Here is a 14110-nt window from a genome sequence, read left to right as displayed (position 1 = left end):
CAAAGCTACGAGATTATTAGCACTGTTTTCCCCCCTCCACAGCGGCTTTTCCCGTTAAATCAGGGCGTTGTTCAACAGCCCTGGGGTTCAGGTGAAGAAGAAAATGATACCGAGTGCCGGCAGTTTCACCCCGGCACGTTTTGCTCTGCTCTGTTTTGCTATTTTTTGCAGCCTGGCATTTTTACTGGGACGCGTTGCCTGGCTGCAGATTATTAAACCTGACAATCTGGTAAAACAGGAAGATATGCGATCGCTGCGTGAGGTGGCGATTGATGCACCGCGTGGCATGATCATGGATCGTGAAGGCCGTCCGCTGGCGGTGAGTGTGCCCGTCAGGGCCGTGTGGGCCGACCCCAAAACGGTGCTGGCAAAAGGTGGGGTTGGGTTTGATGACCGCTGGCAGGCGCTGGCCAGTGCGCTGCATCTCTCCCTCAGCACGCTGGCATCGCGTATTAACAGCAATCCACAGGGGCGCTTCATTTACCTTGCCCGTCAGGTGGATCCTGCTCAGGCGCAGTGGATCGATAAACTCAATTTGCCGGGCATCAACCTGCGCGATGAGTCCCGGCGTTTTTATCCGGCAGGCCATGTGGCCGCAAACCTTATCGGTTTTACCAATATTGATGGTCAGGGGATTGAAGGCGTAGAGAAGAGCTTCAACGCGCAGCTTATGGGGAAGGCCGGGGTCCGGCAGGTGAGGGAGGACCGCTATGGACGCGTGGTGGAAAACCTGACCGAAGTGGCGCCCGTTCCTGCGCATAATATCCAGTTGAGCATTGACGAGCGTCTGCAAACCATCACCGAGGACGCGCTTGATAATGCGGTTGCCTGGAATAAAGCCGAGTCGGGTGCATCGGTCCTGATCAATATCCCCACAGGGGAAATACTCGCCATGGCGAGCTATCCCGATTTCAACCCGAACAACCGTGAAGGTGCAACGTTAAACGATTTTCGTAATCGTGCCATTAGCGATACCTTCGAACCCGGCTCCACCGTTAAGCCGCTGGTTCTGATGACGGCATTGCAGCAGGGGCTGGTGCAACCTGACAGCGTCATTGATACCCATCCGTATACTCTTGACGGTCACCGTATCCGTGATGTGGGTTACTACCCGGAACTGACGATGACCGGGATCCTGCAAAAATCGAGCGACACCGGTGTATCCCGTCTCTCTCTGGCGATGCCCATCCAGCATCTTATCGATACCTACCGGAACTTTGGCTTTGGCACCAATACCGGGCTGGGTTTAACGGGCGAAAGCTCAGGGTTACTGCCGCAGCGTAAATTCTGGAGTCAACTCGACAGGGCAACCTTTGCCTTCGGCTACGGCCTGATGGTTACGCCCCTTCAGCTGGCCCATGTCTACGCCACCATTGGCGGGTATGGGCTTGAGCGCCCGCTCTCGATCACCCGTATCGATCCGCCGGTGATAGGCCACAGAGTCATGCCAGAAGAGATTGCCCATGAAGTGGAACACATGATGGAAAGCGTGGCGCTTCCGGGCGGTGGAGGAGTGAAGGCCGCCGTACGGGATTACCGGGTGGCGGTCAAAACCGGTACGGCGAAGAAGATTGATGACAGTGGCAAGTACGTCGATAAGTATGTCGCCTATACCGCAGGCGTTGCGCCTGCCAGCGACCCGCGTTTTGCGCTGGTGGTAGTCATAAACGATCCGCAGAACGGTGCCTATTATGGTGGTGCCGTTTCAGCGCCCGTATTCAGTGAGATCATGGGGAATGTGCTGCGCCTGGAGAACGTGAAACCGGATGGCTTGCCGGCTGATTCCGGCCACCTTATCGTCATGCGTTAACCCTGGCGTTTTATAACGGGGCGAATAGCGGTACACTTCGCCCTTTGATTTATGCCCCGGAGTTGTCATGCCCTTCAGTTGCCCCCTTTGTCACGCGCGCCTGACGCGTTCTGAGAAAAGTTATGCGTGTCCGCAGGGACATCAGTTTGATATGGCGAAAGAGGGGTATGTGAATCTTCTGCCGGTACAGCATAAACGCTCCCGCGATCCGGGCGACAGCGCAGAGATGATGCAGGCGCGACGTGCCTTTCTGGATGCCGGACATTACAAGCCGCTAAGGGAGAGTGTCGCGCAGCTGCTGGACCACACGCTGACGCAGAGTGCCTCCGCTCTGCTGGATATCGGCTGTGGTGAAGGGTATTACACTGCAAGGTTTGCCGAAATTGCCGCCGGGAAGGGCGCGCAGACGACGGGTCTGGACGTGTCGAAAGCGGCGATCCGCGCAGCGGCAAAACGCTACGCGGGGGTGATGTTCTGCGTGGCCTCAAGCCACCGGCTGCCGTTTGAAGATGCCAGCATGGATGCCGTTGTGCGTATTTATGCTCCCTGTAAGGCAGAAGAGCTGGCCCGGGTGGTGAAACCCGGCGGGTGGGTGATAACCGTCACGCCTGGACCACGTCATTTGATGGAGCTGAAAGGGCTGATTTATGACGAGGTTCGCCTGCATGCTCCCCATTCAGAACAACTGGCTGGTTTTGTGCTCAGGCAGGAAGAAACCGTAGCATATGAGATGGATCTGACAGGGGATGAAGCCGTGGCGTTACTGCAAATGACGCCGTTTGCCTGGCGGGCAAAACCGTCTGTCCGGGAGACGCTGGCTGCACAGGCCACGTTTCGCTGCCAGACGGATTTCAGCATCCACTGCTGGCAGCGCGAAGGTTAACCCGCGAAGTGTGCCCAGAGTATCTGGGCACCAATACCGATTAACACGATCCCGCCCAGGATCTCGGCTCGCTTACCCAGCAGCGGGCCGATAAAACGGCCAACCATCATGCCCAGGGTGGACATAATCAGTGTGGCGCAACCAATGGCCAGCGCGGTGGCAATGATATTCACCTGCAGGAAGGCAAGACCAACACCGACGGCCATCGCGTCAAGGCTGGTGGCAATTGCGGTGGTGACCAGCAGCCAGAACCCGTGGCGGTGCTGAGGCTCTTCATCTTCATCGCTGTTGCCACGGAATCCTTCAATCACCATTCGTCCGCCGAGAAAAACCAGCAGCACAAACGCAATCCAGTGGTTCCACTCCAGTACAAACTGGCTGGCCAGCATACCCAGGCCCCAGCCGATAAGCGGCGTCAGGGTTTCGATAGCACCGAAAATCAGACCTGTGCGCAGCGCTTCAGAAAATTTTGGTTTATGGAGTGTGGCACCTTTTCCGATGGAAGCAGCAAAAGCATCCATGGACATGCCGAAAGCGAGAAGAATGGTGGCGGAGATGTTCATACAAGCGTCCAGACCGGGAGATATCCATATGACACATCACTGCCCCCAGTAAACAGCAGTTGATGTATCTATGGTCTCGCCTGACCGTCGCACAATGATGTGCAGAAAACGATCCGTACGCGCCACGTTTTTCAACGAGTATGTTGACACGTACATTTCCTGAGTACAGGAAATTAGCTACTCCCCAACGACGGGCGCAACCTTAACATATTTTGAGAATATAAAACAACAACAGCGGGGGTATTATTTTATTATCTTGTTGATAACGATTTTCATTTAGATTTATTCGTAAAAATAGCGTTAAAAAATAGGAAGGATAAAAAGAATGGAATATAGCTATGGCTATATTTCGTGAGCAACGTTAACACGGAATATAGCCGACGCTATAAATATAACTTATTGAGTTTTAATGAGTAATTTGTATATCTTTTCCAGGTCATCTATATTTTTGACCCGAATGAGCAGGCGGCGCTGTTCTAATTGCATCACCAGCACCCCGTCTTCAGATAAATTCATCTCTTTAATGCGGTTATATTCTATCCAGACATTGGCAAAGAAGAACCCGTGTTTTTTAAAAATGATTTTTGGCGAACGGATCCAGAACAGGTAAATCGCCATTAATGCCAGCGCACATAATAACCATGTGGTTAATATTGCACCATGGCTGGTCACGTTATTGTAAATCAGGATGACCACCAGACCGGCGAAGATAAACGCATCAATGCGTCCACGGCGTAAGAGGGGAAGGGTCAGCAGCGTCTCGCCGTGGCGGCGAGGCATAATGAACTCGTCATAGATCGCGTAAGCCAGAAGGGCAACAATAAACAAAACCAGTACGGTGTCCGTGACAGTCATTCATCCTCCAGATAAAAAAACCGGGGGCAAGCCCCCGGCGTATAACATAAAGCTTTACAGGCCCAACAGACCAACAGCGTAGCCCGCGATACCGATGACGAAGAAGCCAACGATGATCCACAGCGGGTTCACTTTCTTACGCAGCAGCCACATACAGGCGAAGGTCAACAGCAGCGGCACCAGGCCAGGCATCAGCTGGTCAAGGATGGTCTGCACGGTGGTCACACGGGTTTGCCCATCCTGTCCGGTGATGGTTGAAACCACCAGCGGGATGTTCACGTGCGTCCACTTGTTAACCAGCGCCCCCATCACAAACAGGCCGAGGATTGACGCCCCCTCTGTCAGTTTTTGCAGGAAGCCGCCGCCCATATCTTTAACGATATCCACCCCTTTACGGTAACCGTACGCCACGCCGTAGTAACGGGTCAGCAGACGCACCGCATTGAACAGGATGAAAAACAGCAGTGGACCGAGCAGGCTGCCGCTCATCGCGATACCCGCGCCCAGCGCTGCAAAGACCGGACGAACGGTACCCCAGAAGATCGGGTCACCTACGCCTGCCAGCGGACCCATCAGACCGACTTTAATACCGTTGATGGCACCATCGTCGATCTCTGCGCCGTTTGCACGCTGCTCTTCCATCGCCAGGGTAACGCCCAGTACCGGTGCCGCTACGTAAGGATGGGTGTTAAAGAATTCCAGGTGACGCTTAATCGCCTGGCGACGTGCTTCGTTGTTCTCCGGGTAGAGGCGTTTGATCGCCGGTACCATGGAGAAGCAGAAGCCCAGGGCCTGCATACGTTCGAAGTTCCATGAACCCTGAAACAGGTTAGAACGGATGAACACGCCACGAATATCACCCGGAGTGAGTTTCTTCTCAGGGGTAGTTTTAGTCATATCAACCATTTCGCTCACCTGTTAGTCCAGTTCGTTATCGAGATCGTTATTACCAGCAGCCTGCGCTGGGGCACCTGCAACGCGGTTATATTTCGGGCTGAGCTGGATGTAGAGAATTGCCATTACCGCACCAATCACACCCAGAGCAACCAGGTTGAAGTTGGTGAACGCCGCGGTTACGAAGCCCAGGTAGAAGAATGGCATCAGGTAGCCTGCGCGCATCATGTTGATGACCATCGCATAACCAACCACCACGATCATACCACCGGCGATGTTCAGACCGCTGGTGACCACTTCAGGGATGGCGTTGAGCATGCCCTGAACTTCGCTGGTGCCTACGGAGATAGCGACGATAACGGCAGGAATAGCGATACGCATCGCCTGCAGGAACAGGGACGAGACGTGGATCCAGGAGAGCGCCGTGAGGTTGCCGTTTTCGGCCGCCTTATCCGCCGCGTGCTGGAAAGCCACGGTGATAGTACGAACGATAATGGTCAGTACCTGGCCTGCGGCGGCCAGCGGAATTGCCAGAGCGATACCGGCACCGATGCTTTGATGACCGGCAATGACCAACACGGTTGAAATAATGGACGCCAGCGCGGCATCGGGCGCAACCGCCGCACCGATGTTCATCCAGCCAAGGGCGATCATTTCCAGGGTACCACCGATGATGATACCGGTTTTCATATCACCGAGAACGGCGCCAATCAACGTACAGGCCACCAGAGGGCGGTGGAACTGAAATTCATCAAGTACGGATTCCATACCCGCAATACACGCGACGATGAACACCAGCACAATCTGAAGAGTGGTAATCTCCATTGTACTTCTCCTATTGCATAATCTTTATGTGAAAAACCGGCGCGGGCTTATTTCCCAACTTTGCCGATCAAATCCATCATTTTCAGTTTCGGGTCCGTGGAAACCTTACGGGCTTCCAGTTCAATACCGCGAGCATTCAACTTGTTAAATGCCTCGATATCCTTCGCATCGACTGAAATCGCGTTGTTGACCTGCGTTTTGCCCTGACGGAAAGCCATACCACCAATGTTCACGGAGGTGATTTTCACGCCGCCTTCAACAATGCGCTCGACGTCTGTCGGGTTAGTGAACAGAAGCATCACGCGTTCACCGGCATATTTCGGGTTGTTATAGACGCGGATCATCTTGGCGACATCCACCACGTGTGCGGTAACGCCCGGAGGAGCAACCTGGGTGAGGAGGGTTTTACGCACCGTGTCGGCGGCCACTTCGTCACTGACCACGATAATACGTTGAACGTTGGTCTCTTTGGTCCAGCGCGTTGCCACCTGGCCGTGAATTAAACGGTCATCGATGCGCGCAAGGCCAATCACCATGTAATCGTTCGGGCCCATCGGTTTTGCGGGGGCAGCGGCTCTCGGTACCGCGGCAGCCGCCGGTGCGGGTTTCTCAACCGGCTGTGCCTTCAGCGCTTTCACGCCTTCGCGACCGGTTTCGACCGCCAGGGCAACCAGCTCATCAAAAGCCGGATTGTCGTCGCGTGCCATGAAGGTTTCCACCAGCATCGGGATATTGACCCCGGCGACAACTTCATAGTGCTCTTTATCGACGACAATGCGGCTGGCAGCGTTGAACGGGCTGCCGCCCCATGTATCAACGAGAAACAGCACGCCTTTGCTGGTATCCAGCTTCGACAGTTGAGCCGTGTATTTCTCAATCAGCGTCTCGGCGTTTTCACCGGGAACGAAATCGATCCAGCCGACGTTTTCCTGCTCGCCCAACAGCATCTCTGCTGTTTTGAGTAGCTGCTCTGCAGCCCAACCATGTGTGCCTATGACAATAGCAATGGTCACTTGCTACCTCCTTTTATTATCATTAATACCTCTGCCAGGCAGACGTACTGAGAATCGTATTGGCGAACCGAATCGATTCAGATAAGGGTTAGAGTTAAAAAAGCTCAGACTTACGCGAATTATTTTAGATAGTGAAAAAATAATTTATGTGATGAAGATCCGTAATTTAGGTTTCGAAAATCAGAAATTACTCAACACAAATTCTGCCTTTTCACGTTTTTGCAAAGGAACGTAAATCTTTGCTAAAAACGTAATGTCTCTGATATGTTTAGCCTCCGTTTAATTGATCAGGAGTATAGGGCTACAGCCCACTATATGGACCGTCACCGACGTCAGTCATCTATCAGGCCACTTCGCGCCTTTTTCACCGGCGATCCTCGCCACGTATCGACTCTGTTTACCGCTGTTTTGCCCACATTGAGTGGGGCACCGTTTCGTCATTCCTTTAGCAGGAGCTTGTCATGGAATTCTTAATGGACCCGTCAATCTGGGTGGGATTGCTCACGCTGGTGGTGCTGGAGATCGTTCTCGGCATTGATAACCTGGTGTTTATTGCCATCCTCGCGGACAAACTGCCGCCAAAACAGCGTGATAAAGCGCGTCTGATCGGCCTCTCGCTGGCGCTGGTTATGCGTCTGGCGCTGCTGTCCGTGATCTCGTGGATGGTCACCCTGACAAAACCGCTCTTTACCGTCATGGATTTCACCTTCTCTGGCCGCGATTTGATCATGCTGCTCGGGGGGATATTCCTGCTCTTTAAAGCAACGACGGAGCTGCATGAGCGGCTGGAGAACCGTCAGCACGACGATGGACATGGCAAAGGCTATGCCAGCTTCTGGGTTGTGGTGCTGCAGATCGTGGTGCTGGATGCTGTCTTCTCGCTTGATGCGGTGATCACAGCGGTGGGTATGGTGAACCATCTCCCGGTGATGATGGCGGCGGTGGTTATCGCCATGGCGGTTATGCTGCTGGCGTCTAAACCGCTGACCCGCTTTGTGAACCAACATCCGACGGTCGTGGTGCTGTGTCTGAGCTTCCTGCTGATGATCGGTCTGAGCCTCGTTGCGGAAGGTTTCGGTTTCCATATTCCGAAAGGTTATCTGTATGCCGCGATTGGCTTCTCGATCCTGATCGAACTGTTTAACCAGATTGCACGCCGTAACTTTATTAAGCAGCAGTCCAATCAGCCGTTGCGTGCCCGTACCGCGGATGCCATCCTGCGCCTGATGGGCGGTCGCCGTCAGGTGAATGTGCAGAGTGACACCGAGAACCGTAACCCGGTTCCGGTGCCGGAAGGGGCATTTGTGGAAGAAGAGCGTTATATGATTAACGGCGTTCTCTCCCTGGCCTCCCGTTCACTACGCGGCATCATGACCCCACGCGGCGAGATCAGCTGGGTAGATTCCCGGTTGAGCGTTGATGAAATTCGTCAGCAGCTGCTCTCTTCACCGCACAGCCTGTTCCCGGTGTGTCGTGGTGAGCTGGATGAGATCATCGGTGTCGTGCGTGCCAAAGAGATGCTGGTCGCGCTGGAAGAGGGCGTTGACGTCGAAGCCATCGCCGCCGCCTCACCGGCTATCGTGGTACCGGAAACGCTGGACCCCATCAACCTGCTTGGCGTTCTGCGCCGTGCCCGCGGCAGCTTCGTGATTGTCACCAACGAGTTCGGTGTGGTGCAGGGGCTGGTCACGCCGCTGGACGTGCTTGAAGCCATTGCCGGTGAGTTCCCGGATGAGGACGAAACACCGGAAATCGTGGCCGATGGTGAAGGCTGGCTGGTGAAAGGTACCACTGACCTGCACGCGCTTTCGCATACGCTGGGGCTGGAAAACGTGGTCAACGATGAAGAAGACATTGCCACCGTGGCCGGTCTAGTCATCGCCGTAAACGGGCAGATCCCGCGCGTGGGGGATGTGATCGAACTGCCCCCGTTGAGCATTACCATTGTTGAAGCCAACGACTATCGCGTTGATATGGTGCGTATTGTTAAAGAGCAATCCGTGCACGACGAAGATGAGTAACGCTTCTTAACGCAACGGCATTAAGGGCACGATGTGCCCGTTATGATGCGCTGGCGGAGGTGAACTCTCCGCCAGCCATTGTGGAAAATCCCGCAGCGGCATCGGCCGCGCATAGAAATACCCCTGCAGAGTATGAACACCGTGTCGGCGTAAGTAGCGCGCCTGCTCCTCCGTTTCGACCCCTTCCGCAACCAGCTCAATATTCAGCCGCTGACCCAGCGCAATAATGATATCTGTCACCGTTGAGTTCACGGCATCGGTTCCAATGGCGGTGGTAAAGGACTGGTCGATTTTCAGTACGTCAGGATGAAGCTTTTCAAGCCAGGAGAGCGAACTGTTCCCGGTACCAAAATCGTCGATAGCCAGTTTGACCCCTTTGCGATGCAGCTCGCGCACGATGCGATAATCTGCATCGACCAGCGCGTCACGCTCGGTAAGTTCGATAACCAGCCGCTGGCTCGGGTTTGCACTGAACCAGTAACGGTTCAAATCCTGAAGTAGCACGGCGTGACGGAAGTGGCTGGCCGCCACGTTAATACCGATGTGAAAGCCCGGGTGGGAGGGGAAATAGCCTATCTGGCGTACCGTCTCGGCAATCACGTAGCACGTCAGGGGAACAATCAGGTTATGTTCTTCTGCCAGGGGGATGAACACTTCCGGGGAGATCCAACCCTGACGCGGGTTGTTCCAGCGCAGAAGAATTTCCACGCCGATACACTCCTGCGTACGGGCATTCACCAGCGGCTGACAGAACAGCTCAAATTCCCGCGCCGCAATCCCCATATCGATTTCCCACGTGAAGCTCATCCGGTTTGCTGTGGCCAGCCAGGCCAGATACCCCAGAACCAGGCTCAGCATTAACCCCAGCGGCAGCTGTGCCGGCAGGCTTTTAAGTGCCAGCGCGCCAGGACCCGGCCCACTGACCGTGATGGTAAATGGAAAGCGTGTAGAGACTTCCTCTATTCGCGAGTCAGCCTCATTAAACTTCAGCGCGTCGGTAATACCTTGACCGTAGCGTAAAGAGCGATCTCCCACGGTTAACGCCACGTCAGTGATAAGCGGGCGGGGCGGCTCAAGGATCATTCTGGTGATGAGATCGATATTGATCACCTCCATCACCCCCTCTTCACCGCGTTGTGACGTCGGGTGCCACTGGATAAGAATAGGGCTGCCTTTAAGCAGCCACTTATCGGTCGATAAAATCAGTTTTGGCAGACCTGACGGCAGTTCGGGAAATAATTCATGAACCGGGACGGCGCGACTGCCAAAAATACTGGAGCAGTAGAGGATCCCCTCTTTAATCAGGGTAATCGAGCGGACGGTCTGTAAAATGGCGGCCTGCTTACGTAGAGTCAGATGCGCCTGCGGGCACGGCTGGCCGACAAGACCCAACAACTCCGGTCGGCGGTTATCCAGAGAAAGCAGGACGTTTTCAAGTGAGCGAACGGTATGGCTGGCGAAATCGACAATGCGTTGTTGATTAACATTGCGCTGTGAAATAAATCGAATGCCCAACGTCAGGATGAGCGTAAGGAGCGCAACCGTCACGCAGACGATAACGCGTTTTCGGCGATAGTTTTTAATGATCGTTTGTGCGGTTTGCATGAACGGTCGCCTGATACACCTCCAGCCCCAAAAGCCAGACGCAACAGTGAAAGTGTAGTGGGGAAAGTGAAAGGCGACGAGAATCAGAAGGAAATTTCGCCCATCCGTTGCAGATGGGCGAGGGGAGGTATTAGTCGCACTGTACCTTAATGGCCAGACCACCACGGGAAGTCTCACGGTACTTCGCGTTCATGTCTTTACCGGTTTCGTACATGGTCTCAATAACTTTATCCAGCGACACGCGAGGCTCGCTGGTACGGCGCATTGCCATACGGGAGGCGTTAATCGCTTTCACCGACGCAATGGCGTTACGCTCAATGCACGGTACTTGCACCTGCCCGGCAACCGGGTCACAGGTCAGGCCCAGGTTATGTTCCATACCGATCTCCGCCGCCACGCAAACCTGCTCAGGGCTTGCGCCCAGCAGTTCAGCCAGACCAGCGGCCGCCATGGAACAGGCCACACCCACTTCACCCTGGCATCCTACTTCAGCGCCAGAGATAGAGGCGTTCATTTTGTACAGCGCACCAATGGCACCTGCCGCCAGGAAGTAACGGATGTAGATATCTGGCGTAACAGGTTCAATAAAGTGATCGTAATAAGCCAGCACCGCCGGAACAATACCGCACGCACCGTTGGTGGGCGCCGTCACCACGCGGCCACCGGCAGCGTTTTCTTCGTTAACCGCCAGAGCGAACATATTCACCCAGTCGACCACGTTCATCGGGTCGTTGGAGAATTTATCGGTGGTCACCAGCATGCGGCGCAGGGCAGAGGCACGACGCGGTACGCGCAGCGGACCCGGCAGCACGCCTTCGGTGTTCATCCCGCGATCGATACAGGCGCGCATGGTCTGCCATACATTTGCAAAATAGTCTTCGATCTCTTTTTTGCTGTGCAGCGCCAGTTCGTTCTGCATCACCATGCCGGACAGCGACAGGCCGGTCTCTTTGCAATAACCCAACATCTCGGTGGCCGATTTGAACGGATACGGCACGTTGACGTCGCCGGTGCTCTCTTTACCGAAATGCTCTTCATCCACGATGAATCCACCGCCGATGGAGTAGTACGTTTTGCTGTAAATCTCTTTTTCGCCATTCCAGGCATGGATGGTCATGCCGTTTTCATGCAGCGGCAGGTTGTCGCTACGAAAACGCATCCCGTCATCCTGCGGGAAATCCACTTCGTGCTGGCCGTTAGCCAGCAGCAGACGACCGCGCGCTTCCACGTCACGGATGAATGCCGGGATGGCATCAATATCTACAGTGTCCGGCATATTGCCTGCCAGACCCATAATAATGGCGATATCGGTGTGGTGGCCTTTACCCGTTAATGACAGTGAGCCGTAGACATCCACGGCGACACGGGTAACGCTTTCCAGTAATCCTTTTTCGACCAGATCATCGACGAACTGTTTACCGGCCTTCATCGGCCCAACAGTATGGGAAGACGAAGGGCCAATTCCCACTTTGAACATGTCGAATATACTAATCACTTTCACACTCCTGACAGGGTTACCGGGGTTCCAGTAACGATGTTATAACTGCGCATAGTGTAAGAGGGAACATCGACCTCGGCTTAACTATTCACATGAATTAAACTAATGGTTAACGATGGTTTTGCTAATAGCGCGACGCCGATCGCAAACCTGACAAAAGAGGGTGGAATGTAAAGTATAGTCAAGGCTTCAGGCCGATTTGCAGAGCCAGTTCACGAATGATGCCCGCCGTCATGCCCCAGACAAAATAATGCTGATACCAGGACAACCAGACCCGATGATCGTGTCCACGGCGCTGAATATCCAGCGGGTGATAGCGGCTGAGGCGAAGGGCTTCTTCCAGCGGCATTTCAAACACCGCAGATACTTCATCAACACTGGCGTGATATTGCAGGCCGGGCGGAATAATGCCCACCACCGGTGTCACCTGGAAACCGGTCACGCTGTCCACCGGCGGGAGGACACCGACAATCTCGACGGCCTCCGGTGGGATCGCCACCTCTTCCTGCGCTTCACGCAGCGCCGCGGCAATCAGCGAGGCATCGCTGCTGTCTACCGCGCCGCCGGGGAAAGCGACCTGACCGGCATGTTTGCGTAAATGAGGGGAACGCTGGGTCAGCAGCAAACCGGGCTGCTCACGACGCACCACGGGGATCAGCACCGCCGCCTGACGTTGATTAAGCGCTTCGCGGCTCACCTGAGGCCGCAAAAGCTGAAAGCGCGACAGAAAATCATCCAGCGTCAGGTTCTCTCTCTCCACCCGTCAGTTCTCCAGTTGTTGCAGGATACGGTTAACTTTATCAAAGGTTTCCTGATATTCCGCCTCGACCTGGCTGTCAGCAACAATTCCGCCGCCTGCGGAACAGTAAAGCTGGCCGTCGCAGGCCGTCAGGGTGCGAATAGTGATGCTGGTATCCAGCGTGCCGCAGACGCTAACGTAGCCAATGCTGCCGCACCAGGCGTTGCGACGGTGCGGTTCCAGCTCATCGATAATCTCCATCGCCCGCACTTTTGGCGCGCCGGTGATGGAGCCACCCGGGAACGCGGCGCGCAGAAGATCGCAGGGGGTACGCGAAGCCGGCAGCTGTGCGGTAATGGTGCTGACCAGATGGTGCACCGCCGGGAAAGGCTCGACGACGAACAGCTCCGGCACGCGAACGCTGCCCGGTACCGCCACCCGGCCAATGTCGTTGCGCATCAGGTCGACAATCATTAAATTTTCGGCGCGGTCCTTCGGTGACGCGGCGAGCTTTTCCGCCTGCTGGCGGTCGGCAGCCGGATCGCTCAGGCGCGGCAAGGTCCCTTTAATCGGGCGTGTCTGGATCTTGCCTTCCGCCAGATGAATAAACCGCTCAGGCGAAAGACTCAGGATCGCGCCCTGATCGAGACGGATAAACGCACTGAAAGGTGCCCGGTTGCTGGCATTGAGGCGGGTAAAGGCCTGCCATTCATCGCCCTGATACGTCGCCTGGAAGCGCTGGGCAAGGTTCACCTGATAACAATCGCCGCTTTGCAGATACGCCTGCACGCGTGCGAATTTTTCCGCATAGGTCTGCGGGGTCATGTTTGAACGCCACGCAGAGGTCAGACGGAAATCCGGCGCGGCTGCGGGCTGCTGCGCGTTCAGCCACGCCAGGCGTGCCTCCACATCCGAATGGCTGAGCAAGGAGACCACCTGTTTATGGTGATCGACAATCAGCGCCCAGTCGTAAAGTCCCACCGCCATATCCGGCAGCGGAATATCCGCCTTCGCAACGGAAGGCAGCGTTTCAAAGCGGCGACCAAGGTCATAGCCAAACACGCCCAGCGCACCGCCCTGGAAGGGAAGATCCGGGTTCGGCGTGGCAGACAAACCCAGCTCGTCGATAGCCTCCTGAAGCTTGATCAGCGGATCGTGCGTGGAGGGCTGGTTTTCGGATGTTACCGTGCGCACCGGGTCAGCAACCACAATGTCGAAGCGGCTGTAAGGATGGTCCGCATGGCCGGAATGCAGCAGCATCGCCCAGGGAAGATGGCTCAGACGAGCAAACCAGAATTCAGCGGCGTCAGTACGCCACGGCAGGGTAATAACAGTGGGGAAGCGCATGTTCATGTGTGGCATACTACCGGGCAGCGTGAAATAATTAGCGCGAATAATTTAGCA

The 14110-nt window shown here is 55.1% G+C and carries 13 protein-coding genes; 4 read left to right on the top strand and 9 right to left on the bottom strand.

The window, feature by feature from the left end:
- Window positions 1-103: 103 nt before the first annotated feature.
- Together ftsI and rlmA are read left to right on the top strand one after the other, a co-directional pair.
- Complete coding sequence (ftsI, locus tag ACQG19_RS14615; protein WP_072193823.1) at window positions 104-1810, top strand: peptidoglycan glycosyltransferase FtsI; 1707 nt, start codon at window positions 104-106, stop codon at window positions 1808-1810.
- Between the two features lie 67 nt (window positions 1811-1877).
- Window positions 1878-2693 carry a 23S rRNA (guanine(745)-N(1))-methyltransferase gene (gene rlmA / locus ACQG19_RS14610; RefSeq protein ID WP_129327374.1) on the top strand — a complete coding sequence of 272 codons (816 nt, stop codon included), beginning with the start codon at window positions 1878-1880 and terminating at the stop codon, window positions 2691-2693.
- On the opposite strand, the gene mntP is transcribed toward rlmA, so the two are convergent.
- The 5 genes from mntP to manX form a co-directional block, all read right to left on the bottom strand.
- Complete coding sequence (gene mntP / locus ACQG19_RS14605; RefSeq protein WP_013096130.1) at window positions 2690-3256, bottom strand: manganese efflux pump MntP; 567 nt, start codon at window positions 3254-3256, stop codon at window positions 2690-2692. The genes rlmA and mntP overlap by 4 nt on opposite strands.
- Window positions 3257-3652: 396 nt before the next feature.
- Window positions 3653-4111 carry a DUF986 family protein gene (locus ACQG19_RS14600; RefSeq protein WP_129327375.1) on the bottom strand — a complete coding sequence of 153 codons (459 nt, stop codon included), beginning with the start codon at window positions 4109-4111 and terminating at the stop codon, window positions 3653-3655.
- A 54-nt stretch (window positions 4112-4165) separates the two neighbouring features.
- A complete protein-coding gene (locus ACQG19_RS14595; RefSeq protein ID WP_006175979.1) occupies window positions 4166-5017 on the bottom strand; it encodes a PTS mannose transporter subunit IID in 852 nt (283 codons plus the stop codon).
- A gap of 12 nt (window positions 5018-5029) precedes the next feature.
- Window positions 5030-5830: a PTS mannose transporter subunit IIC gene (gene manY / locus ACQG19_RS14590; protein ID WP_003859914.1), complete on the bottom strand. Its 801-nt coding sequence runs from the start codon at window positions 5828-5830 to the stop codon at window positions 5030-5032.
- Between the two features lie 47 nt (window positions 5831-5877).
- Complete coding sequence (gene manX / locus ACQG19_RS14585; RefSeq protein ID WP_095450774.1) at window positions 5878-6843, bottom strand: PTS mannose transporter subunit IIAB; 966 nt, start codon at window positions 6841-6843, stop codon at window positions 5878-5880.
- 264 nt (window positions 6844-7107) lie between these two features.
- Here manX and ACQG19_RS14580 point away from each other — a divergent pair, with 264 nt between their 5' ends.
- Together ACQG19_RS14580 and yoaE are read left to right on the top strand one after the other, a co-directional pair.
- The gene (locus tag ACQG19_RS14580) at window positions 7108-7317 is read left to right on the top strand and encodes a protein YoaL (protein WP_071843273.1); all 210 of its coding nucleotides are present in this window, start codon (window positions 7108-7110) and stop codon (window positions 7315-7317) included.
- Window positions 7305-8864 (top strand): CNNM family cation transport protein YoaE, encoded by a 1560-nt coding sequence (yoaE, locus tag ACQG19_RS14575; RefSeq protein WP_013096133.1) that lies wholly within the window; start codon window positions 7305-7307, stop codon window positions 8862-8864. Before ACQG19_RS14580 ends, yoaE begins: the two co-directional genes overlap by 13 nt.
- 6 nt (window positions 8865-8870) lie before the next feature.
- Here the strand turns inward: yoaE and ACQG19_RS14570 are convergent, their stop codons facing one another.
- The 4 genes from ACQG19_RS14570 to pabB all read right to left on the bottom strand — a co-directional run bounded on the left by ACQG19_RS14570 (window position 8871) and on the right by pabB (window position 14059).
- Window positions 8871-10469, bottom strand: coding sequence for an EAL domain-containing protein (locus ACQG19_RS14570; protein WP_246932668.1), 1599 nt, complete (start codon window positions 10467-10469; stop codon window positions 8871-8873).
- A 130-nt stretch (window positions 10470-10599) separates the two neighbouring features.
- The gene (gene sdaA, locus ACQG19_RS14565) at window positions 10600-11964 is read right to left on the bottom strand and encodes an L-serine ammonia-lyase (protein WP_038419892.1); all 1365 of its coding nucleotides are present in this window, start codon (window positions 11962-11964) and stop codon (window positions 10600-10602) included.
- A 184-nt stretch (window positions 11965-12148) separates the two neighbouring features.
- The gene (locus ACQG19_RS14560; protein WP_013096136.1) at window positions 12149-12727 is read right to left on the bottom strand and encodes a CoA pyrophosphatase; all 579 of its coding nucleotides are present in this window, start codon (window positions 12725-12727) and stop codon (window positions 12149-12151) included.
- A gap of 3 nt (window positions 12728-12730) precedes the next feature.
- Window positions 12731-14059 carry an aminodeoxychorismate synthase component 1 gene (gene pabB / locus ACQG19_RS14555; protein WP_047023049.1) on the bottom strand — a complete coding sequence of 443 codons (1329 nt, stop codon included), beginning with the start codon at window positions 14057-14059 and terminating at the stop codon, window positions 12731-12733.
- Window positions 14060-14110: the final 51 nt, after the last annotated feature.

The organism is Enterobacter cloacae complex sp. 277I4, assembly GCF_050031465.1.
Taxonomy (GTDB): domain Bacteria; phylum Pseudomonadota; class Gammaproteobacteria; order Enterobacterales; family Enterobacteriaceae; genus Enterobacter; species Enterobacter cloacae.
Note: the sequence above shows the minus strand (reverse complement) of the source record. Positions and strands in the feature narration are given on the sequence as shown.